Origin of the sequence: Humitalea rosea (genome assembly GCF_003253705.1) — a bacterium.
Classification (GTDB): domain Bacteria; phylum Pseudomonadota; class Alphaproteobacteria; order Acetobacterales; family Acetobacteraceae; genus Humitalea; species Humitalea rosea.
Map to the genome: position 1 here is coordinate 119,752 of NZ_QKYU01000007.1, position 19,677 is coordinate 139,428.

Genomic DNA, 19,677 nt, shown 5'->3' on the forward strand with positions numbered 1-19,677 from the left:
TTGCGGGGTCCCGGGGCAGCGCCCCGGGCCTTTTCACGCCGGATCGATCCGCAAAATCCGCCCCTGCGCCTCATCCGTCAGGATATGCAGCCGCCCATCCGCCCCCTGGATGACGTCGCGGAAGCGCGTCCGGTTCCACAGCAGCCGTTCTTCCCCGGTCACCCGGTCGCCCTGCATGGCGAGGCGCACCAGCCCCGGCGGGTTCAGGCAGGCGAGGAACAAGTCGCCCCGCCAGGCCTCGATCTCGCCGGTGTGGAACGCGATGCCGGAGGGGCTGACGGAGGGCACCCAGACCATCTCCGCGTCCTCCATATCGGGCCGCGTGCTGCCCTCGCCGATGCGGCTGCCGTCGTAATCGACGCCATGGGTCAGGATCGGCCAGCCGTAATTCCCACCGCGGCGGATGATGTTCACCTCATCCCCGCCGCGCGCGCCGAATTCAGCTTCGAACAGCGTGCCGGTGGCGGGGTTGAAGGCCAGACCCTGCGGGTTGCGATGGCCATAGGACCAGATTTCCGGTCGCGCCCCCGCTTGGCCTATGCCCGGCTGCCCGATGAAGGGGTTGCCCGGCGCGGGGGCCCCCTCCCGCGTCAGGCGCAGGATCTTGCCGCCGAGGTCGTCCAGCCGCTGCGCCCGCATCTTGGTGACGTAGCGCTCGCCGGTGGCGAGGAAGAGCGTGCCATCGAGTGCCACGGCGATGCGGCCGCCATAATGGTTGCGCCCCTGGGCCTGGGCCGGGGTGGCGTCCAGGATCGGGGTCACGTCCAGCAGCCGGGCGAGGTCCGGTGAGAGCCGGGCGCGGACCAGCCGGGTGAGGGCGCCGCCCTCGACCAGCGCCGCCTGGGAGAAGAAGATTTCCCCCGAAAGCAGGAAATCGGGGCCGAGGGCGACATCCAGCAGCCCGCCCTGGCCCTGGGCCAACACCTGCGGCACGCCCGCGATGGGGGCGGAGAGGCGGCCATCCCGCCCCACCACCCGCAGGCGGCCGGGCCGCTCGGTCACCAGCATCCGCCCATCGGGCAGCAGGGCCGCGCCCCAGGGGTGGTCCAGCCCCTCGGCGAAGGTCGTGACCCGGAAGCGCGCGGCGCGGCTGATCTCCACCCCCTGGGCCAGCGCCAGGGATGGCGCCGCCAGGGTGGCGGCGGTGAGGCCGAGCAGCCCGCGCCGGGTCGCGGGCATCAGCCCGCGAGGGCGCCCGCCAGCCATTCCTTCATCTGCCCCTTGGGCATGGCGCCGACCTTGGTCGCCACGGCCTTGCCGTCGCGGAACAGGATCATCGTCGGGATGCCGCGCACGGCGTATTCGTTCGGCGTCATCGGGTTCTGGTCGATATCGACCTTCGCGATGGTCAGCTTGCCGGCGTATTCCGCGGCGATCTCGTCCAGGATCGGGGCCACCATGCGGCAGGGACCGCACCATTCGGCCCAGAAATCCACAAGCACCGGCCCGGTGCTTTCCAGCACGTCCTGCTTGAAGGTTTCGTCGGTCACGGGCTTGGTCAGATCGCTCATGCTCGTTGGTCCTGCCAGGGGCTGCACCGTTTGGGCCACCCATTGCCTGGAAAATCGGGATGCGGACCCCTCGGGTCAAGAGATACCGCGCGCCGGCGGAGATCGGGGCGCGCATCCCCCTATTGCGGGTTCCGCCGAATCCCCCACCGTGTTAGGCGCCCGTCACATCTCGGGTGGCAGCCCGAGCCCCGGAGCGACAGGTCCCCTATCCCATGTCCGATATCATCCCGCCCGCCGACGGCACCCTCAACTCCGTCAATGGCAATGGCGCCGACGCTCCCGCCCCGCCGCTGCTGCTGAACCTGCAATACACGCGGGACCTCTCCTTCGAGGTGCCTGGCGCGCCGGAGATCTTCACCACCCTGCGCGAGCAGCCGCGCATCGACCTGGCGCTGGACGTGCAGGCCCGCCCGCTGCCGGGCGGCAACATCTATGAGGTGTCGCTGCAGATCCGCGCCGATGCCAAGGTCAATGAGGTCGTCTGCTTCATCGCCGAGCTGGTCTATTGCGGCATCTTCACCGTGAACGTGCCGCAGGAATCGCTGGAGCCGCTGCTGCTGGTCGAATGCCCGCGTCTGCTGTTTCCGTTTGCCCGCAACATCCTGGCCGATGTGACGCGCGATGGCGGCTTCCCGCCGGTGCTGCTGGCGCCGATCGATTTCGTGGCGCTGTGGCAGTCCCGCCGCGGGCAGGGCGCGCCCCAGGTCGCCAACGCCTGATCGCCGACGCTTGACCTCGTGAAGATCATCGAGGTTTGACCTCGTGAAGATAATCGAGGTCGCGAACGTCGATTTCGCGCTGCGCCACTTCGTCCTGCCGCTGATGCGGGGGCTGCGCGACCGGGGGCATGAGGTGATCGGCGTCGCCGCCGGCGGGCCGCTGCTGCCCGAGCCGGACGGCTTCCGGGTCATCGCCCTGCCCATGGCGCGCAGCCTGAACCCCTGGGCGCAGGCACGGGCGGCGCTAGCGCTGTGGCGGCTGTTCCGGGCGGAGCGGCCGGATCTGGTGCATGGGCATTTCCCGATTTCGGGCTTCCTGGCCCGGATCGTGGCGCGTGCGGCCGGGGTGCCGAGGATCGCCTATACCTGCCACGGTTTCCTGTTCAACCAGCCGGGGCCGCTCTGGCGACGCTGGCTGTCGGTTGCGATGGAATGGCTGGGCGGGCGGGTCACCGACGTCTTCATGACCGTCAGCGCCGAGGAAGCCGCCGACGCCCGCCGGCTGCACATCGCCCGCGACCCCATCGCCATCGGCAATGGCCGCGACCCCGCCCGCTTCCGCCCCGATGCCGCCACCCGTGCCGCGATCCGGGCCGAGATGGGCACGGCCGAGGCGACCTGCGTCATCATCGCCGTCTCCCGCCTGGTCCGGCACAAGGGCTACCGCGAGCTTCTGGCCGCCATGGCGGCGGTGCCGGAGGCGGAGCTTTGGGTGGTGGGCAACCGCCTGGCCACCGACCGGGGCGAGGATCTGGAGCCCGCCTTCGCCGCCGCCGGCCTCGGCGGGCGGCTGAAGCGGCTGGGCTATCGCGCGGATGTGCCGGCGCTGCTGGCGGCGGCCGATGTGTTCTGCCTGCCCTCCTACTTCGAGGGCCTGCCCATGGGCATCATCGAGGCGATGCTGACCGGCCTGCCGGTGGTCGCGACCGATATCCGCGGCTGCCGCGAACAGGTGCTGCCGGAACAGACCGGGCTGCTGGTGCCGCCGATGCAGGTCGCACCTTTGGCCGAGGCCCTGGCGCGGCTCGCGGCCGATCCGGCGCTGCGGGCGCGGATGGGCGCGGCCGGGCGGGCGCGGGCGATGGCGGAGTATGACGAGGCCAAGGTGCTGGCGCGGACGCTGGACCTGCTGGGCGCCTGACCGTTTGCCCTGGCGGGGGCAGGGGTCTATCCCCCCGCCCAAACAGTCCCGAGCCTCTGCCCCATGTCCGACCTCCTGCTTCCCCGCCGCGCGCTGCTCTCCGTCTCCGACAAGACGGGCCTGCTGGAGTTCGCGCGCTTCCTCGCGGCCAAGGGCGTGGAGATCCTCTCGACCGGCGGCACCGCCCGCGCGCTGCGCGAGGCCGGGGTGCCGGTGATCGACGTCTCCGAGCACACCGGCTTCCCGGAGATCCTGGATGGGCGGGTGAAGACGCTGGTGCCGCAGGTGCATGGCGGGCTGCTCGGCCGGCGCGACCTGCCGGAGCATGTGGCGCAGATGACCGAGCACCATATCGCGCCGATCGATTTGCTCGCGGTGAACCTCTACCCCTTCGAGGCGACGGTCGCGGCGGGGGGCGATTTCGACGCCTGCATCGAGACTATCGACATCGGCGGCCCGGCGATGATCCGCAGCGCCGCCAAGAACCACGCCCATGTCGCCGTGCTGACCGAGCCGCAGCATTTTGCGGAAATCCAGGCGGAGATGGAGGCGGCGGGGGGCATTTCGCTCGGCACCCGCCGGCGGCTCGCGATCGCGGGTTTCGGGCGGACGGCGACCTATGACGCGGCGATCACCCGCTGGTTCTCGGGCGTGAATGGCGAGGTGTTTCCGGCCCGCCTCGCGATCCCGGGGCTGCTGAAGCAGGGCCTGCGCTATGGCGAGAATCCGCATCAGCAGGCGGCGGTCTATGCCGATGGCACCGGGCGGCCGGGGGTGGTGTCGGCTGAACAGATCCAGGGCAAGGAATTGTCCTTCAACAACCTCAACGACACCGATGCGGCGATCGAGGCGGTGGCGGAGTTCGAGCGGCCCGCCATCGTCATCGTCAAGCACGCCAACCCCTGCGGTGTGGCCGAGGGTGTGGATCTCGCGGCCGCCTGGGATGCGGCGCTGCGCTGCGATCCGGTCTCGGCCTTTGGCGGCATCGTCGCGGCGAACCGGGTGCTGGATGGGGCGGCGGCGGCCAGGATCGCGGCGATCTTCTCCGAGGTCGTGATCGCGCCGGATGCCGATGAGGACGCCCGCGCGATCTTCGCCAGGAAGAAGAACCTGCGCCTGCTGCTGACCGGGACGCTGCCGGACCCGGCCGCGCCCGGCGTCTCCTTCCGCAGCATCGCCGGCGGCTTCCTGATGCAGTCCCGCGACGCGGGGCGGGTGAGCGAGGCCGATCTGAAGATCGTGACCAGGCGCGCGCCCACGGCGCAGGAGCTTGCGGACCTGCTCTTCGCCTTCCGCGTCTGCAAGCATGTGAAGTCCAACGCCATCGTCTATGCCAAGGGCGGCGCCACCGTCGGCATCGGCGCCGGGCAGATGAGCCGGGTGGACAGTGCCCGCATCGCCGCCTGGAAGTCCGAGGAAGCCACCAAGGCCGCCGGGATCGCGGAACCGCTGGCGCGCGGCTCGGTGGTCGCGTCCGACGCCTTCTTCCCCTTCGCCGATGGCTTGCAGGCGGCGGCGGCGGCGGGGGCCACGGCGGTGATCCAGCCGGGCGGCAGCATGCGCGACGCCGAGGTGATCGCGGCGGCGGATGCGGCGGGGCTCGCCATGGTGATGACCGGGATGCGGCACTTCCGGCACTGACGCCCGCAGTGTAGGCCGGAGCTCGCGGACATCGCGGGGGCGGGCCGATGACGACCGAGTCGATGCTGGTGGCGGCCGTGGCGCTGGTCGTGGTGGTGCTGATCGTGGCGCTGCTGCTGCGCCCGCGCGACACCGGGGCGGCGGCCCTGCTGCAATCCCTGGCGCAGGCGCAGACGCAGCAGGCCGAGCGCCTCGCCGCCCTGCTGCCCGCCGTGCAACAGGCGCTGGCGGCCCAGAACCTGGCCATCGCCGACCGCGCCCGTGCCGAGAGCGGCCAAATCGGCGACCGGCTCACCCAGGCCACCGCCACCATGACCGATACGCTGGTCGCCCAGGCCAAGGCTGTGGGCGATGCGGTGGCAAAACAGAATGAGCGGCTGGATGCGCAGGATGCGCGGCTGGCCGAGCGCCTCGCCGCCTCCAGCCTGCTGCTGGAAAAAGTGTTGAAGGAGCAGAACGAGTCGCTCTCCCTCGCCTTGGCTGGGCAGACGGATAAGGTCGGGCGGCAATTGACCGAGCAGATGGCCACCGCCCAGACCACCGCCGCGGCGATCACCGAGCGTCTGGCCGTGATCGATGCGGCGCGCGGGAATATCGAGGCGCTGGGGGCGCAGGTCGGCTCGCTCTCCGCCATCCTCTCCAACAAGCAGACGCGCGGCGCCTTCGGCGAGGTCCAGCTTCGCGCCCTGGTCGAGGACCGGCTGCCGCCCGGGGCCTATGACTGGCAATGCACGCTGAGCACCGGGGTGCGCGCCGATTGCCGCATCAACCTCGCCTTCCCGCCCGGCCCGATCGTGGTGGACAGCAAATTCCCGCTGGAGGGCTGGCAGGCGATCCAGGGCAATACCGATCCGGTGGCGCTGCGCGCCTTCGCCGTCTCCGTCCGCAAGCATGTCGAGGACATCGCGGAGAAATACATCCTGGATGGCGAGACCGCGGATGGCGCGCTGCTGTTTCTGCCCTCCGAGGCGGTTTATGCCGATCTGCATGTGCGGCTGCCGGAGCTGGTCGAGGCCGCCTCCCGCCGCCGGGTCTATATCGTCTCGCCAACCACGCTCTGGGCGGTGCTCGGCACCATGCGATCGCTGATGCGGGATGTGCGGGTGCGGGCGGAGACGCGGACGATCCAGGACGCCGTCCGCGGCCTCGGCAGCGATGTGGTGCGGCTGGAAAGCCGGGTCGGCGACCTGCGCAGGCATTTCGACCAGGCGCATAAGGACATCGGGCAGATCGAGATCAGCACGCAGAAGATCGGCCGCCTCGGCGAACGCATCGCCTCCGTGGACCTGGAGGAGGCCCCCACCGCGGTTCTGCCGCCGGTATGAGCGGCTTGCAGCTCCAATCCGGCCTCGGCCTGCTGGCGCTGACGGCGCTGTGCTGGGCGCTGGGGGGCTTCGCGCGCCCGCCGTGGCGCCTGCTGCTCGCGGGCCTCGGCGGCCAGATCGTGTTGGGGGCGGCGCTGCTGCACCTGCCCTTCGTGCGCGCGGGGTTCTCGGCCATCGGGCGCGGCGTGGATGCGCTGGCCACCGCCACGCGGGCCGGCACCACGCTGGTCTTCGGCTTCCTCGGCGGCGGGCCGCTGCCCTTCGCGCTGATGCAGCCGGGGGCGGATTTCGTGCTGTTCTTCCAGGCGCTGCCGCTGATCCTGGTGATGGGGGCGCTCTCGGCGGTGCTCTACCACTGGCGGGTGCTGCCCTTGGTCGTGGGCGGGCTGTCGCGCGTGCTGCGGGCGGGGTTCGGGCTGTCGGGGGCGGCGGGGCTGTCGGTCGCGGCCAATGTCTTCCTCGGCATGGTGGAGGCACCGCTGCTGATCCGCCCCTGGCTCGCCGGGCTGTCGCGGTCGGAACTCTTCGTGGTGATGGTCGCGGGCCTGGCGACCATCAGCGGCAATATGCTGGTGGTCTATGCCAGCATGATCGCCTCGGTCGTGCCGGATGCGGCGGGGCAGTTGCTCGCGGCCTCGCTGATCTCGGCCCCGGCGGCGGTGCTGGTCGCGGGGCTGATGGTCCCGGGCATGGCGGCCTCGCGGGAGGCGGCCGAGCCGATGCCGCCGCGGCTCTACGACAGCACGCTGGATGCGGTGCTGAAGGGCATCGGCGACGGGCTGTCGCTGATGCTCGGCATCATGGCGGCGCTGATCGTCTTCGTGGCGCTGGTGGCGCTGGGCAACATGGTGCTGGAGCCGCTGACCGGCATGAGCCTGGAGGGCATCGCCGCCTGGGTGTTCCGCCCGCTGGCGCTGGCGATGGGCGTGCCCTGGGCCGAGAGCGGCATCGTCGCCGCCAGCCTCGGCACCAAGATCGTGGTCAATGAATTCGTGGCCTATCTGGAGATGGCGACCAGCGGCGGCCTCGGCCTGTCGGAGCGGTCGCGGCTGATCCTGACCTATGCGCTCTGCGGCTTCACCAATTTCGCCAGCCTCGGGATCATGCTGGCCGGGATGGGCGGCATGTGCCCGGAGCGGCGGGCGGATATCATCGCGCTCGGGCCACGCTCGCTGCTGGGGGCGGCGCTCGCCTGCTGCATGACCGGGGCGGTGGTGGGGGTGCTGACGGCACCCTGAGCGTGGCTGTCAGATGTCCCGACGCGCCCGCCACGCCGCCGCCAGGGTCCCCTCGTCCAGCACATCCAGCGCGCCGCCCATCGGCACGCCCTGGGCGAGCCCGGTGACCCGCACCCCCATCGGCCGCAGCCGGTCGGACAGATAATGCCCGGTCGCCGCGCCATCGACGGTGGCGGGCAGGGCCAGGATCACTTCCTCGACGCCGCCGGCCTCGATCCGCGCCACCAGCGGCTGGATGGCAAGCTGCTCCGGCCCCATCCCCGCCAGCGCCGAGAGCACCCCGCCAAGGACGTGATAGGTGCCGCGATGGGCATTGGCCCGCTCCAGCGCCCAGAGGTCCGCGACCCCCTCCACGACGCAGATCAGATGCCGGTCCCGGCGCTCATCGGCGCAGATGTGGCAGGGGCTCTGGCTGTCGAGGTTGCCGCAGATGGCGCAGGGCACCACCGCCTCGGCCGCCATGGTCAGCGCATCGGCCAGCGGCAGCATCAGCCGGTCGGGTTCGGTCAGCATCCGCAGCACCGCGCGGCGGGCGCTGCGGCGGCCATAGCCGGGCAGGCGGCCGAGCAGGGCGATCAGCCGCTCGATCGGATCATTGGGGAGGTGGGGCGGGGGGGGGAACGCCATGCCCTGGCATAGCCGGGCCTCGGCCTCGGGGAAACCGGGTTCCTGCACGCGGGAACGTGATCCCCCGCCTTGCCTTTGCCTTGATGTTGCCACCCCAAAACCGCGCTCGATTGTTGGCATGATGGAATTGGGAGGCAGCGATGCGGATCTGGTCCACCAGCCTGCTCTACGCGATCATGATGACCGGCACCGCCGCCAAGGCGGATCTGCCGGGCACCAAGACCGACCCCGCGCCGCCCTCGCTTGGTGCCGCCCAACCGGCGGCGATCCAGCCGGTCGCGGCGGCGGTCACGGAACCGGGGGCGGACGGCGCCGCCGCGCCCGCCCCGGTTTAACGCGCCCCCCGGTTTAACAGCCCCGGTTTAACACGCCAGCTTCGACGCGGCCGCTGTCAGCGCCGCCGGGCGAAGCGCCGCGCCGCGGCCAGCCCGAGCAGCGCCGCGCCGAAGATCGCAAGGCTCGCGGGCTCCGGCACCGTGACCCCGATGCGGACCTGGCGGACGCCATCCACGAGATCCTGGTCCCCAAGCTGCGTATCGGCCGCCATGAAGCTGAGCGACTGGAAGTCCTCGCCGGTGATGGTGAAGAAATTGTCGCTGCCCACGTTCAGGGCGAAGGGGGCGGAGATCCCGCCGGGCGTGCTGAAGAAGGTCACGAAGCCGTCCTGATCGGTATGGATGTTCAGGATGAGCAGGAAGAAGGTCTTGGTCAGATCGGCCAGCTGGAGCGTGAAATAGCTGAAGGCGCTCCCCGTCGCCTCGACGCCGACCTGGCCCGTGTTGACCAGCAACTCCTCGTCGCTGATGAAATTCACCAGCGTCGAGGGGCTCGTATCCAGGCACCCCTGCACCGTCAGCCCATTGGCCTGGTTGGCGCCCGAGCAGACATCGAAGATGACGCTCGAATCGCCCGGCTGCGGGAAGCTGCCCGCCTGCACGATGAGCGCCGCATGGGCCGGGGCGGCAATTCCCAGGCCCAGGAGGAGAAAAGCGGCGAGGGTGCGAAAGGGTTTCATCACGGCGGTGGCCCTCCTGGACCGGCTTCGGACATGCGGGAGGCGATGTCCGCAGCTATGGAAGCAAGTGCCGTGCCGAAGAAATAATCCTTGTTTTTTCAATCAAGTAGAGGCGTCTTCCGGCGGTCCTGGGCCGCGTCCGTAAAGAATTCCGACGCCGGCGGGCCGGCCCGGGGCCCCGCGCGCGGCCTTTTGCCCGCAACGGCCGCCCCGTGGGCGCATAATGCGGATTGTCGGCGCTGCTGGGGGTTCCGCGCCCTGCGGTTTTCCAGATAAGCTTCCCGGCTCCGCATCCGGCCCCGCGACAGGCGTGGTGGTCCATGCGGGTGAAACCGATCGGGACTTTTTGCTGTGATCTCCGCCCTGATGCCGACCTACAACCGCGCCGACCTTGCTTTCGAGCATGGCCAGGGCGCCGTGCTGTGGACGGTCGATGGGCGACGATTCCTCGACTTCGGGGCTGGCATCGCCACCACCAGCATCGGCCACGCGCATCCGCACCTCGTCGCCACCATCGCCGAACAGGCGGCCAAGGTGATGCATGTGTCGAACCTGTACCGGGTGCCCCAGGCCGAGAGGCTGGCGCAGCGGCTGGTGGACAGCTCCTTCGCCGACAGCGTGTTCTTCTGCAATTCGGGGGCGGAAGCCAACGAGGGGATGATCAAGGCCGTCCGCAAATACAATTCGGAAACCGGCCATCCGGAACGCTACCGGATGATCTGCTTCGAGGGCGCCTTCCACGGCCGCACCCTGGCCACGCTCTCCGCCACGGGCAACGAGAAGTACCTCGCGGGCTTCGGCCCGCCGGTGGATGGCTTCGACCATGTGCCCTTCGGCAACATGAACGCGCTGCGCGACGCGATCGGGCCGGGGACCGGCGGGATCATGATCGAGCCGATCCAGGGCGAGGGCGGCGTGCGCCCGGCCGAATTGCAGTTCCTGCGCGACCTGCGCGCGACCTGCGACGAGTTCGGCCTGCTGCTGGCGCTGGATGAGGTCCAGACCGGCATGGGGCGGACGGGCAAGCTCTGGGCGCATCAATGGGCGGGGATCGAGCCCGATGTGATGTCCGCGGCCAAGGGCATCGGCGGCGGCTTCCCGCTCGGCGCCGTGCTGGCCAAGGAGAAGGTAGCGCAATACCTCAAGCCCGGCACCCATGGCACCACCTATGGCGGCGGGCCGCTCGCCTGCGCCGCCGGCAATGCGGTGCTGGATGTGATCCTGGCCGAGGGCTTCCTCGACCATGTGGACCAGATCGCGCGCAAGCTGTGGGATGGGCTGGAGGATCTGGCCCGCCGCCACCCCACGGTGATCGAGAACATCCGCGGCGCGGGGCTGCTGCTGGGCATGAAGCTGCGCCCCGAGATCTCCAACACCGATGCCCAGGCGGCGGGGGTGATGGAGGGGCTGCTGACGGTCGCCGCCGGCCAGAACGTCCTGCGCCTGGCGCCGCCGCTGATCATCGGCGATGCCGAGGTCGAGGAGGCGCTGGCGCTGCTGGATCGCGTCATGCTGCGGCTCACGCCCTCCGTCGCGAGCTTGGCCGTCGCGAGTTTGGCCGCGAAATGAGTGCGGCACGGAAACTGACGCCGCGGGGGACGACCCCGCGGCACTTCCTTGAGTTGATGGATTTCGACGCCGCGACCCTGCGCGGGATGCTGGACACGGGGGTGGCCGCCAAGCGGGGGGGGCGCACCGACCGGCCGCTGGCGGGCAAGACCGTGGCGCTGATCTTCGAGAAGCCCTCCACCCGCACCCGCGTCTCCTTCGAGGTCGGCATCCGCCAGCTTGGCGGCGAGGTGGTGGTGCTGGGCGCGAAGGACATGCAGCTCGGCCGGGGGGAATCCCCGGCCGATACCGCCCGCGTGCTGTCGCGCTACGTCGATGCCATCATGCTGCGCACCGACAGTGTCGCGAAACTGCGGGAGCTGGCCGAATACGCCACCATCCCGGTGATCAACGGGCTCACGGATGTCTCCCATCCCTGCCAGCTGATGGCCGACATCATGACCTTCGAGGAGCATCGCGGCCCCATCGCCGGGCAGGTGATCGCCTGGACCGGGGATGGCAACAATGTCGCGCAGAGCTTCATCCAGGCCGCCGCGCGCTTCAATTTCATCCTGCGCATCGCGACCCCGCCGGAACTGGCCCCGCCCGCCGAGCTGATCGCCTGGGCGCGGGCGGAGGGGGCGAGGATCGAGCTGACCACCGACCCCGCCGCCGCCGTCGCCGGCGCCCGCTGCGTCGTCACCGACACCTGGGTCAGCATGAGCGACGAGAGCAACGAGGCGCGCGTCAACCGCCACAACCTGCTCGCGCCCTACCAGCTCAATGCCCGGCTGCTGAAGGGCGCGGCACCCGACGCGCTGGTGATGCATTGCTTGCCCGCCCATCGCGGCGAGGAGATCACCGATGAGGTGATGGACGGCCCGCAGAGCGTGGTCTTCGACGAGGCGGAGAACCGCCTGCACGCCCAGAAGGGTGTGCTGCTCTGGGCCCTGGGCGCGGGCTGAGGCACCACGCCCCGGCCGCAACCCGGCCACGGGGTTTCTCTCCCTTCTGAACGTCTGAACGCGCGCTGCGCGGGGCTGCCCCCGCGCAGCGCGCCGCCGCGCCCGCGATGCGCTGCCCTACGCACAATGTATCGGCCAAATCCCCGCGCCAGTTAGTTGCATAACATCTCGTTGTATTTTTCAATTATGTAAAAATGATGTAAAATTGCATCATTGATTTGTGGGAGAACTCCGCGTTACCAACGGTTACGGAGTTTTTATTTCTCCCTGGCCGCCGGTTCGATTTGAACATTCAGCTCTCGCGCCAGAATAACGAACCGATATTTGGAGAGCGACAGAATGAAACATCCACAATTGGTGCCGCTGGTTGTCGCCGCCGTGGGGGCCTGGTCGCCCGACGCCTTCGCCCAGAGGCAACAGGCCGTCGGCCCCGGCATCATCCCGCTGAACGCGGCCGGCGTGCTGGGCGGCGTCGACATGTCGGCCTCCGGCATCACCGGCACCCTGGCCGTCGGTGTCCCCGGCGGGCCGCGGACGGATATCTACACGCTGAACACGCCGGCCCTGCCGGGGCTGATCGCGGTGGGCACCGCCGCCTCCAGCCAGGGCAACATCGTCTTCAACAGCAGCTCCACGGTCCATGGCGCGATCGGGCAGACCCAGCCGGCCGGGCCGTTCCTGCTGGACATCGCCGCCGGCAACCCCGGCAGCACGGTCAACTTCCTGGGCCCGGTCTATGCGACCCGGCTGAACGTCACCGGCACCGGTGCTGTGAACTTCGACAGCGGGTCCATCAATATCTCGGCGACGAACTTCGCCGGTGACGGCTTCATCGGCCTGGGGCGCAACAGCACGCTGATCGGCGCGCTGACCACCACGGCGGGCGCCAATACCGGCACCCTGGCCCTGGGTGGCGGCAGCATGCTGGATGGCGCGGTCGGCGGCGCGGTCGGGCTGCGCTCGATCAATGTCGTGGGCGGCAGCACTGCCGCCGGGGTCTCGGCCGGCATCAGCGGTGCCGCCAATGCCTACGCCTTCTCGCTCGGGACCAATACGCTGAACGTCGGCGGCGCGCTGACCATCGCCAATGGCGGCCCGGGCGGGGTGATCAACACCACCCTCGCCAGCCCCACGGTCTATGGCAACATCCGCCCGGTCGGGGCCACCAACCTCGGGCCCACGCTGCGCGTCAACGTGAACGTGCCGCGCACCGCCTTCATCCCGGTCGGCACCCAGTTCAACATCGTCAAGACCCAGACCGGCACCGTGCAGAGCGGCACCGATGGCAGCGTCGTGCGGGTGACGATCCAGGACCCGACCAACCCGCTCTACACCTTCGCCGCGGTGCCGGTGGCGGGCACCACGGCGGGGCTGGTCGCGATCCGCACCACCGGCATCCCGCTGCTGGTGCCGGTCACGCCGCCCAGCGTCCCGCTGCCGCCGACCCAGCCGGTCGCGGCGACCATCGTGCCGGTGCTGATCGCGGTCGCCCCCGTGGCCCCCGCGGTCCTCCCGACCGGCACGCCGGTGGTTCCGGTGCCCGGCGTGCCGGTCGTCCCGGTGGCCGCAGTCCCCTCGGGCCCGGTGCCGGTCTCCGAGACCTCGGACCTCGTGGTCAATGTGCTGGCGCCGATCAACGCGCTCACCGATGGCCCGGCCGTGGTCAATGCGGTGACGCAGCTTGCCCCTTCGGCGACGGACCAGGCCGCGCCGCTGGTGACCTTCCAGGGCGTCCGGCAGTTCCAGGCGCTGTGGCAGACCCGCCTCAACGCGCCGGTCTGCGGCCTGCCGGGCCTCTCCGACGAGGAAACCGCGAGCTGCGGCGGCAACGCGCACCAGAGCGGCATGTGGCTAAACGGCTTCGGCAACATCTCCACCCAGACTGCCCGGGGCGCCTTCGACGGCTATGACGCGACCATCGCCGGCACCATGCTCGGCTATGACACCGCCCTCGGCCCCAATACCCGGGCCGGCGTCGGCCTCGGCTATGCCCGCAGCACGATCCGCGGCAACAGCTTCGACACCCGCACCAACTCGGACTCCTACATCGCCACGGCCTATATCGGCCATGAAAGCGGTCCCTGGTACGTCAACGGCGCCGTCTCCTACGGCTGGAACGAGTACACCAGCACCCGCCCCATCGTCTTCCCGGGGCTGAGCCGCTCCGCCCATGCCGATTACAATGGCGAGAACTACACGGCCTTCGCCACCACCGGCTACAACATCGATGCCAAGGGCTTCCGGCTCACCCCGCTTGCCTCGTTGCAGTACACCCGGGTGAATATCGACGGCTTTACCGAAACCGGGGCGGGCGACATCAACCTGACCCAGCAATCCCGCCACTATGACTTCCTGGAGTCCGGGCTCGGGGCCAAGATCGCGCGGCCCTTCACCCATGCCGAGGTCGTCTATGTGCCGGAGGTGCATGCCCGTTGGCTGCATGCGCTGCAGAACCCGGCGCTGGAACAGACCGCCTCCTTCCGGTCGGTCGGCTCGGCCTCCTTCACCACGCCTGGGCTGAAGCCGGCCGAGGATACGCTGAACGCGGGCGCCGGGCTCACCCTGCTGTCCTGCGCCTGCTCCTCGCGGAACTGGTCGGTCGAGGCGGTCTATGACTTCTACGGCCGCAACGATGGCTATACGGCGCACCAGGGGATGGTGCGGCTGTCCGGCCGGTTCTGATCGCAACAGGGGTCGGGGAGGGGCCAGGGCATTTTCTGGTCGGGTGGAGTCACCCGACGACTCGGAAAATACGAAAAAACAACGAACTAGGCTCCGGGCAGCCGGAGCGTCGTCCCATCCCAGGCCCCGCCCGCGGCCGTCGCCGCCGTGGCGAAGGCCGCGCCATCGCGGGGCGGCGGCTCCGGCGCCAGGCTCAGCCCCTGGTTCCCGCCGGCCACGTGCAGGACCAGCCCCGGCACCACCGCACCGGCGGCGCGGGCGGCCTCGGCCTCCATCGCCCAGCCCAGCAGCGCCAACGGCAGCTCGGGCCGTGGCCAGGCCACCACCCCCTCGGGGCTGCCTTCGAGGCTGACCCCGCGGCCCGCAGCACTTTCCAGCAGTGGCAGCAGGGCGGCCAGCGCGGCCCGCGGCCTGACCTTCGCCACCCCCGCGTCGCGCGGCAGCGCCAGATAGGCGCCGAGCAGCCCCGCCATCCGATCCGCCGCCTCCCGCGCGCGGCCGATCTGCCGGGCGGCGGGCGAACCGTCCTCCGCCTTGTTCGCCAGCAGGTCGAGGTTGCCCAGCAGCACCATCATCTGGTTGTTCACGCCATGGCGCACGGAACGGGCCGCCGCCTCCATCGCCTCGGCAAGCCGTGTGTCGCTCATCGGGCGTTCTCCATCACGTCGCGGAACAATCGTGCCGGCAGGGCGCCGCCGGTCACGCCCTCCATCGGAGTGGCATCGTCATTGCCCATCCAAACACCGGCCGCCAGCCCCCGGCTGCAGCCGATGAACCAGGCATCGCGAAATCCCTGAGTGGTGCCGGTCTTGCCGATCGTCTCGCCCCCGGTGATCGCGGCGGCCCGGCCGGTGCCGTGGTCCACCGCCGCCGCCAGCATCCGCCGCAGGCTCGCGGCATGCTCTGGCGCCATGGCGCGTTCGGCGCCGGGGCGGGCGAGGGTCAGGCTGCGCCGCCCGGCCTCGGCGCTGGCGATGCCGAAGGCAGGGGCCTGCATTCCCCCGTTGCAGATCGCCGCGATCATCCCGGTCAGCTCCATCAGGCTGGCCTCCCCGGTGCCGAGGGCCATGGTCGCATCATTCGGGAAGGGGCCGGGCAAGCCGAGCCGGGCCGCCACCGCCGCCGCGACCCGCGCCCCGCCGCCCGCGGCCAGGACGCGCACGGCGGCGGTGTTCACCGAATGCGCCAGGGCGTCCTCCAGGCTGATCGCCCCGTGGGAGCGCCAGCCGCCGTTGCCCGGCGACCAGCGGCCGCGCAACGCGCCATCCGACACCGTGTCATCCGGCCCCAGCCCGCGTTCGAGGGCGGCCAGGAACACCACGGGCTTGAAGGCGCTGCCCGGCTGGCGGCGCGCCTGCACCGCGCGGTTGAACGGGCTGCGGGCGTAGGAGCGGCCGCCGACCATGACCCGCACCGCACCCGTGGTCGCATCCATCGCCAGGAACGCCGCCTGCCCGACCCGGGCGGCGGCGCCGGGGCCGGCCAGCATCGCCTCCAGCCGCTGCTCGGCGATGCCTTGCAGCCGCAGGTCCAGCGTGGTCCGCAACGTCAGATCGGCATTGCCGGGGAAGCGCTCGGCCAGGTCATCCTGCACCCAGTCGGCGAACCAGCCGGTGTCGCGGCCGGAGGCGCTGGGCAGGTCGATCTGCTCCTGCGCGAGGCGCGCCTCGGCGGCGGTCAGCGCGCCGGTCTCGACCATGTCGCGCAGCACTTCGAGCGCGCGGGCGATCGCCGCATCGGGGTTGGCGCGGGGGTTGAGGCGGGAGGGCGCCTTGGGCAGCCCCGCCAGCATCGCCGATTGCCAGGGGGCGAGGCGCCGCGCCGGCACCCCGAAATAGAGCCGCGCCGCCGCATCCACCCCATAGGCACCGCCGCCGAGATAGACGCGGTTGAGGTAGATCTCCAGCAGCTGATCCTTGCTGAAGCGGCTTTCCAGCCAGAGCGCCAGCAGCGCCTCCTGCCCCTTGCGCCGCATCGATCGCTCCGGCGTCAGGAACAGGTTCTTGGCAAGCTGCTGGGTCAGCGTGCTGCCGCCCTGGACCACCCGGCCCTCGGCGAGGTTGGCCCAGGCCGCGCGCAGCAGCCCGATCACATCCAGGCCGAAATGCTGGCGGAAGCGGCGGTCCTCGACCGCGAGGAAGGCGGCCGGCAGATGTGCCGGCATCGCGGACAGCCGCAGCACCTCGCCATACAGATCGCCGGAGGTCGCGAAGACCCGCCCATCCGCCGCCGCCAGGGTGGTGATCGGCCGGCGGGTATGCAGCAGCGCGTCTTCCGGGCGCGGCAGGTCCCACAGCAGCACCAGGACCACCACGGCGGCGGCCAGCCCGCCCCAGACGCCGAGGATCACCGACCAGCGCAGCCAACGCAGCGACGCCCCGCGCTTCTGCGGCCTGGCGGGGATGAAGCGCGGCGGCGCGATCTTGCGGGCGGGGGAGGTGCGCACGGCCCCGTGGTAAAGGAGCCCGGCGCCGCAGGGAATCGCCAAGTGCTTAGGGCGGCGATTTCCCGCGATGGGTGAGCCCGTCGCGCCATCCGGCTGGCGCGGTGGGGTTCCTCAAAAGATCAGGCGGGGTCGCCAGTGTCGGCGGCGAGGCCGGCGGCCTCGATCCCGGCGACGCAGCAGGCCTCATCCTGCAACGAGACATCGCCCGAGACGCCGACCGCGCCGAGCAGGCGGTGTTCGGCATCGCGCACCAGCACGCCACCCGGCACCGGCACCGCGCGGCCGCCGCACAGATCCGAAAGCGCGGTGGTGAAGCCCGGCGCCGCGGCGGCGCGGCGGGCGAGTTCCCGCCCGCCGAACCCCATCGCCAGCGCGCCAAAAGCCTTGCCCTCGGCGATGCCGGGCCGCATCAGGCTGGCGCCATCTTCCCGCATCGCGACCTTCAGATGGCCGCCGGCATCGAGCACGATGACCGAAAGCGGCAGCAGGCCAAGCTCCCGCCCCTTGGCCAGGGCGGCGCGGGCGATGATGTCGGATTGCGCGAGGGTCAGGCCGTTGATGGCGGCGGGATGGGCGGGCTGGGGCATCTTCTGGTCCGTTTCCTGGCAGCGGGTCCCCCGCGATACGTTTCACCGCGCCGCCTGTCCAGAACGGCAAACGCCGCACCGCCCCCGAGGGGACGATGCGGCGCTGTTGCAACGACGGCCGGGAGAGAGCGGTCAGCCGCCGTTGTTGTTGATGACGCCGGTGCCAGGGGGGCCGGCGGCACGCCCTCGACGGCGCGGCCGAGCGCCGTGCCCGGCGGGTTGGCGCGGGTGCCATCGGACTGCCGCGCCGGGGCGCCGACACCGGCCCAGGCGCGGAGTTTCCCCACCCCGCCGGAACCGGGCAGGATGGGTCATGGCCGATACCCCCCCCAGCCCCGCCCCCGATGCCGCCAGGCTGCGCGAGGTCGCCCTCGCCCATCTCGGCAAATTCGCCGCGACCGAGGTGGGGCTGCGCCGGGTGCTGGAGCGGCGCATCGCGCGCTGGGCTCGCGAGGCGGAGGTGGCCGGGGGCGATCCCGCCGATATCGCGGCCGCGGCGGCCACGGCGCGGGCCGAGGCCGCGGGGGTCGCGCGCGCCCTGGCGCAGGCCGGGATCGTGGATGACGCGAGCTTCGCCGCCGCCCGGGCCGGGCGGCTGCAACGCGGCGGCAAGTCCCGCCGCGCCATCGCCGCCCATCTCGCGGCCAAGGGCGTCGGCTCGGAGGTCGCCCGCGCGGCATTGCCGGAGGGCGAGGAGGCGGAGCTTCTGGCCGCCCTCGGGGCGCTGCGCCGGCGCCGCGCGGGGCCCTTCGCGATGGGGGAGAGCGACGGTGTGGCGCGCAACCGGGCGCTGGCGGCGCTGGCGCGGGCCGGGTTTCCGCGCGGCGTGGCGGTGGCGGCGCTGGAGATGTCCGCCGAGGATGCCGAGGCGCTGATGGAGGCCTCGCGGGCCGGGTAGCAGGTGGCTGAAGGGGGAGGGGCTTGCCCCCCACCGGGAGCCGGGCTTGCTAGATTTTTACAATAAAATCAGTTCATTGGGGGGAAGTGCGGAAACACCTTGCTTCTGCCGGGGTGATCGCGGGCGAGGCCCCTCGGTCTTTTTCCCCATCACCCCCCGGCGCGCGCGATTTCCGACGGCTGCCCCAATTCGCGCAGGCAGCCGGCCTCGGTCTGGCGCTGGGTGCCGGTGGCGCGGGCGGCGGCATAGGCGACGCGCAGCCGCCCGGCCTCGGGGTAGAGCACCACATCCAGATGGCAGGCCGGGGCCTGGTAGAGCCAGATCTCGGCGCCATCCTCCCTGCGGCGCAGCCGGGGCTCACCGAGCCAGCCGACCAGCACCTCGGGCGGTGCGCCGATCAGCCCGCTGGTCTCGCGGGGCCGCAGCCCGGCCGAGGCCGCGGGGCCCGGGTGGGTGCCGACGGCGGCCATGCTGGCGCGCTGATTTGCCATCACCTCCGCCAGGACGTCCGCCATATCCGGCTGCTGCGTGGCGCAGCCGCTCGTGACCAAAGCAAAGGCGAGGGCCCAGCCCCGCCAGGCGCGGCGGCCGGACCCCGTGGGGGAGCCCGAACCCATGCCTGCCGCCGCGCGGGCCAGGATCCGCCTCAGCCCTGGCTGAGGTCGGCGGCGACGGGGCGCGGCGCGGCCGGTGCCGGGGCGCCGGGGGCGGCGGCGGTGCCATCGCCCAGCATCTCCATCCGGCCGGAGAGCTGGCCGCCATCCTCGACCTGCAGGCGCCCGCAGCGGGCGACGCCGATGATGCGGCCGCTGGCGCGGATGACCAGCGCGCCGCGCACCGTCAGCGTGCCGTCGAACACGCCGGCGATCTCGGCATCCTGGACCTGCACTTCGCCCTTGAAGGTGCCGGTGGCGGTGATGAACAGCTCGGCCGCCTGGAGCATCTGGCTCTCCATCGTGCCCTCGATCACCAGGCGCTCGGCATCGGCGACGGTGCCGGCGAGGCTGATCCCGCGGCCGATCACCAGGGTGCGGCGTTCCTCGGCGGCGGGCTGCTGGCGCTGCGGCTGGCCCATCGTGCCCATGCCGGGGTTCTGGGGCACCATGCCCGGCCGCGGCGGCATCAGCCCCGGGGAGGGCGCGGACGGCGTGGCGGGTTTGGGGGGAAGGCTCATGGCGGCATCCTTTGAGGCGGGATAAGCGGCCGGCGTAGCAGGGCGGGCCGTGGTCGGCAGGGCATAGGACGGGGCGGGCGCGGTTGGCGTCGGTTCCGTGGCGCGGTTCTCGCCCCGGGAGTCGGCTTGCGCCTGCTCACGGAAGCGGCTGAATACGGAC

At 71.3% G+C, this 19,677-nt stretch carries 19 protein-coding genes; 10 read left to right on the forward strand and 9 right to left on the reverse strand.

Going from position 1 to position 19,677, the window contains the following annotated elements; all coding sequences use genetic code 11:
* Window positions 1-33: 33 nt before the first annotated feature.
* Together C8P66_RS07805 and trxA are read right to left on the reverse strand one after the other, a co-directional pair.
* Complete coding sequence (locus C8P66_RS07805; RefSeq protein WP_111397749.1) at window positions 34-1,179, reverse strand: PQQ-dependent sugar dehydrogenase; 1,146 nt, start codon at window positions 1,177-1,179, stop codon at window positions 34-36.
* Entirely contained in the window at window positions 1,179-1,511 is a 333-nt protein-coding gene (gene trxA / locus C8P66_RS07810; RefSeq protein WP_111397675.1) for a thioredoxin TrxA, read from the reverse strand. Before trxA ends, C8P66_RS07805 begins: the two co-directional genes overlap by 1 nt.
* Window positions 1,512-1,723: 212 nt before the next feature.
* Here trxA and secB point away from each other — a divergent pair, with 212 nt between their 5' ends.
* From secB to C8P66_RS07835, 5 genes are all read left to right on the forward strand, one after another.
* Window positions 1,724-2,230, forward strand: coding sequence for a protein-export chaperone SecB (gene secB / locus C8P66_RS07815; protein ID WP_111397676.1), 507 nt, complete (start codon window positions 1,724-1,726; stop codon window positions 2,228-2,230).
* Window positions 2,231-2,273: 43 nt separating this feature from the next.
* Window positions 2,274-3,371, forward strand: coding sequence for a glycosyltransferase family 4 protein (locus tag C8P66_RS07820; RefSeq protein WP_111397677.1), 1,098 nt, complete (start codon window positions 2,274-2,276; stop codon window positions 3,369-3,371).
* 63 nt (window positions 3,372-3,434) lie between these two features.
* On the forward strand, window positions 3,435-5,012 hold the full coding sequence (gene purH / locus C8P66_RS07825; protein ID WP_111397678.1) for a bifunctional phosphoribosylaminoimidazolecarboxamide formyltransferase/IMP cyclohydrolase: 1,578 nt from the start codon (window positions 3,435-3,437) through the stop codon (window positions 5,010-5,012).
* Window positions 5,013-5,059: 47 nt separating this feature from the next.
* Window positions 5,060-6,337 (forward strand): DNA recombination protein RmuC, encoded by a 1,278-nt coding sequence (rmuC, locus tag C8P66_RS07830; RefSeq protein ID WP_111397679.1) that lies wholly within the window; start codon window positions 5,060-5,062, stop codon window positions 6,335-6,337.
* A complete protein-coding gene (locus C8P66_RS07835; RefSeq protein WP_111397680.1) occupies window positions 6,334-7,575 on the forward strand; it encodes a NupC/NupG family nucleoside CNT transporter in 1,242 nt (413 codons plus the stop codon). The genes rmuC and C8P66_RS07835 overlap by 4 nt, the downstream gene beginning before the upstream one ends.
* Window positions 7,576-7,584: 9 nt before the next feature.
* Here the strand turns inward: C8P66_RS07835 and recR are convergent, their stop codons facing one another.
* Window positions 7,585-8,202, reverse strand: a complete 618-nt coding sequence (gene recR, locus C8P66_RS07840) for a recombination mediator RecR (RefSeq protein WP_111397750.1) — start codon at window positions 8,200-8,202, stop codon at window positions 7,585-7,587.
* 140 nt (window positions 8,203-8,342) lie between these two features.
* Between recR and C8P66_RS07845 the strand changes: the two genes are divergently transcribed.
* A complete protein-coding gene (locus C8P66_RS07845; RefSeq protein ID WP_111397681.1) occupies window positions 8,343-8,537 on the forward strand; it encodes a hypothetical protein in 195 nt (64 codons plus the stop codon).
* A gap of 56 nt (window positions 8,538-8,593) precedes the next feature.
* Here the strand turns inward: C8P66_RS07845 and C8P66_RS07850 are convergent, their stop codons facing one another.
* Window positions 8,594-9,217, reverse strand: coding sequence for a PEP-CTERM sorting domain-containing protein (locus tag C8P66_RS07850; protein ID WP_111397682.1), 624 nt, complete (start codon window positions 9,215-9,217; stop codon window positions 8,594-8,596).
* Between the two features lie 351 nt (window positions 9,218-9,568).
* On the opposite strand from C8P66_RS07850, the gene C8P66_RS07855 reads away from it, so the two are divergent.
* From C8P66_RS07855 to C8P66_RS07865, 3 genes are all read left to right on the forward strand, one after another.
* A complete protein-coding gene (locus C8P66_RS07855; protein ID WP_211314072.1) occupies window positions 9,569-10,786 on the forward strand; it encodes an aspartate aminotransferase family protein in 1,218 nt (405 codons plus the stop codon).
* On the forward strand, window positions 10,783-11,730 hold the full coding sequence (gene argF / locus C8P66_RS07860) for an ornithine carbamoyltransferase (protein WP_111397683.1): 948 nt from the start codon (window positions 10,783-10,785) through the stop codon (window positions 11,728-11,730). The genes C8P66_RS07855 and argF overlap by 4 nt, the downstream gene beginning before the upstream one ends.
* A gap of 339 nt (window positions 11,731-12,069) precedes the next feature.
* Complete coding sequence (locus C8P66_RS07865) at window positions 12,070-14,412, forward strand: autotransporter family protein (protein ID WP_146422758.1); 2,343 nt, start codon at window positions 12,070-12,072, stop codon at window positions 14,410-14,412.
* Between the two features lie 86 nt (window positions 14,413-14,498).
* Here C8P66_RS07865 and C8P66_RS07870 read toward each other — a convergent pair whose 3' ends face one another.
* The 3 genes from C8P66_RS07870 to C8P66_RS07880 all read right to left on the reverse strand — a co-directional run bounded on the left by C8P66_RS07870 (window position 14,499) and on the right by C8P66_RS07880 (window position 17,445).
* Window positions 14,499-15,059: a hypothetical protein gene (locus tag C8P66_RS07870; RefSeq protein ID WP_111397685.1), complete on the reverse strand. Its 561-nt coding sequence runs from the start codon at window positions 15,057-15,059 to the stop codon at window positions 14,499-14,501.
* Complete coding sequence (locus C8P66_RS07875; RefSeq protein ID WP_245903309.1) at window positions 15,056-16,858, reverse strand: transglycosylase domain-containing protein; 1,803 nt, start codon at window positions 16,856-16,858, stop codon at window positions 15,056-15,058. The genes C8P66_RS07870 and C8P66_RS07875 overlap by 4 nt, the downstream gene beginning before the upstream one ends.
* 119 nt (window positions 16,859-16,977) lie before the next feature.
* Window positions 16,978-17,445, reverse strand: a complete 468-nt coding sequence (locus C8P66_RS07880) for a GlcG/HbpS family heme-binding protein (RefSeq protein WP_111397686.1) — start codon at window positions 17,443-17,445, stop codon at window positions 16,978-16,980.
* A gap of 313 nt (window positions 17,446-17,758) precedes the next feature.
* On the opposite strand from C8P66_RS07880, the gene C8P66_RS07885 reads away from it, so the two are divergent.
* Window positions 17,759-18,343 (forward strand): RecX family transcriptional regulator, encoded by a 585-nt coding sequence (locus tag C8P66_RS07885; RefSeq protein ID WP_111397687.1) that lies wholly within the window; start codon window positions 17,759-17,761, stop codon window positions 18,341-18,343.
* Between the two features lie 149 nt (window positions 18,344-18,492).
* Here C8P66_RS07885 and C8P66_RS07890 read toward each other — a convergent pair whose 3' ends face one another.
* On the reverse strand, window positions 18,493-18,858 hold the full coding sequence (locus tag C8P66_RS07890) for a hypothetical protein (RefSeq protein WP_146422760.1): 366 nt from the start codon (window positions 18,856-18,858) through the stop codon (window positions 18,493-18,495).
* A 131-nt stretch (window positions 18,859-18,989) separates the two neighbouring features.
* Window positions 18,990-19,517 carry a bactofilin family protein gene (locus C8P66_RS07895; protein ID WP_111397689.1) on the reverse strand — a complete coding sequence of 176 codons (528 nt, stop codon included), beginning with the start codon at window positions 19,515-19,517 and terminating at the stop codon, window positions 18,990-18,992.
* Between the last annotated feature and the right edge of the window lie 160 nt (window positions 19,518-19,677).

Coding starts and splice junctions, on each gene's coding strand:
- argF (WP_111397683.1), top strand. CDS start 10,783: ATGAGTGCGGCACGGAAACTGACGCCGCGGGGGACGACCCCGCGGCAC.
- recR (WP_111397750.1), bottom strand. CDS start 8,202: ATGGCGTTCCCCCCCCCGCCCCACCTCCCCAATGATCCGATCGAGCGG.
- C8P66_RS07870 (WP_111397685.1), bottom strand. CDS start 15,059: ATGAGCGACACACGGCTTGCCGAGGCGATGGAGGCGGCGGCCCGTTCC.
- C8P66_RS07805 (WP_111397749.1), bottom strand. CDS start 1,179: ATGCCCGCGACCCGGCGCGGGCTGCTCGGCCTCACCGCCGCCACCCTG.
- purH (WP_111397678.1), top strand. CDS start 3,435: ATGTCCGACCTCCTGCTTCCCCGCCGCGCGCTGCTCTCCGTCTCCGAC.
- C8P66_RS07845 (WP_111397681.1), top strand. CDS start 8,343: ATGCGGATCTGGTCCACCAGCCTGCTCTACGCGATCATGATGACCGGC.
- C8P66_RS07895 (WP_111397689.1), bottom strand. CDS start 19,517: ATGAGCCTTCCCCCCAAACCCGCCACGCCGTCCGCGCCCTCCCCGGGG.
- rmuC (WP_111397679.1), top strand. CDS start 5,060: ATGACGACCGAGTCGATGCTGGTGGCGGCCGTGGCGCTGGTCGTGGTG.
- C8P66_RS07880 (WP_111397686.1), bottom strand. CDS start 17,445: ATGCCCCAGCCCGCCCATCCCGCCGCCATCAACGGCCTGACCCTCGCG.
- secB (WP_111397676.1), top strand. CDS start 1,724: ATGTCCGATATCATCCCGCCCGCCGACGGCACCCTCAACTCCGTCAAT.
- C8P66_RS07890 (WP_146422760.1), bottom strand. CDS start 18,858: ATGGCGGACGTCCTGGCGGAGGTGATGGCAAATCAGCGCGCCAGCATG.
- C8P66_RS07835 (WP_111397680.1), top strand. CDS start 6,334: ATGAGCGGCTTGCAGCTCCAATCCGGCCTCGGCCTGCTGGCGCTGACG.
- C8P66_RS07885 (WP_111397687.1), top strand. CDS start 17,759: ATGGCCGATACCCCCCCCAGCCCCGCCCCCGATGCCGCCAGGCTGCGC.
- trxA (WP_111397675.1), bottom strand. CDS start 1,511: ATGAGCGATCTGACCAAGCCCGTGACCGACGAAACCTTCAAGCAGGAC.
- C8P66_RS07865 (WP_146422758.1), top strand. CDS start 12,070: ATGAAACATCCACAATTGGTGCCGCTGGTTGTCGCCGCCGTGGGGGCC.
- C8P66_RS07850 (WP_111397682.1), bottom strand. CDS start 9,217: ATGAAACCCTTTCGCACCCTCGCCGCTTTTCTCCTCCTGGGCCTGGGA.